The organism is Vibrio anguillarum (genome assembly GCF_003390515.1).
GTDB lineage: Bacteria > Pseudomonadota > Gammaproteobacteria > Enterobacterales > Vibrionaceae > Vibrio > Vibrio anguillarum.
Genome location: NZ_CP031478.1, coordinates 468,413 through 469,130, shown reverse-complemented (window position 1 = coordinate 469,130; position 718 = coordinate 468,413). Strand labels below are relative to the sequence as shown.

General features: G+C 53.6%; 1 protein-coding gene. It reads left to right on the top strand.

Translation table 11 applies throughout. The annotated features are described in order from the left end of the window. A partial coding sequence (gene tssI / locus DD616_RS17285; protein WP_234826172.1) for a type VI secretion system tip protein TssI/VgrG occupies positions 1-718 on the top strand: 718 nt, incomplete at both ends.

The following is a 718-nucleotide window of genomic DNA, read 5'->3' as shown; positions in this document are numbered from 1 at the left end:
GACGGATATCGACTTCTTGCAGCGCTTAGCCGCCGAAGAAGGCTTGGTGTATCACTTCATTCATGAAGAGGGGAAACACACCCTCTTTTTCAGTGACGACAGCCAAAGCCTGACGAAGCGAGAAACGCCTATCCCTTACAACGCCCTCGCAGGTGGCGTGATGGAGAGCCCTTATGTGTCGCAATTAACGCAACACAGCCAAACCGAAGTGAGCCACAGCGCGCTGCAAGATTACAGTTTTAAAAAGCCGAGCTACTCGTTTGCTCAGCAAGCGCAAGGGCGCGAGATGGATTACCAGCAAGCGACCTACGAGCACTTTGATGCACCGGGTCGCTTTAAAGACGACATCAGCGGCAAAGCCTTTAATCAAATTCGCTTAGAGTACCTACGACGAGAAGCGCGTACCGCGAGCGGAAAAAGTAACCATCCGGGCCTGCAAGCGGGCACAAAGTTCGACTTACAAGAGCATCTTGACGACAGCATGAACCGCGATTGGGTTGTAGTGCAAGTGCATCATCAAGGGCGTCAGCCACAAGCATTGGAAGAAGAGGGCGGCAGTGGCGCGACCACGTACAGCAACCAATTCACGCTCATTCCTGCTGATGTCACGTGGCGTGCGACACCGCAAGCCAAACCTCAAGTGGATGGCCCTTGCATGGCGTTAGTCGTGGGTCCTGATGGCGAAGAAATCTTCTGTGACGAACATGGCCGCGTCAAA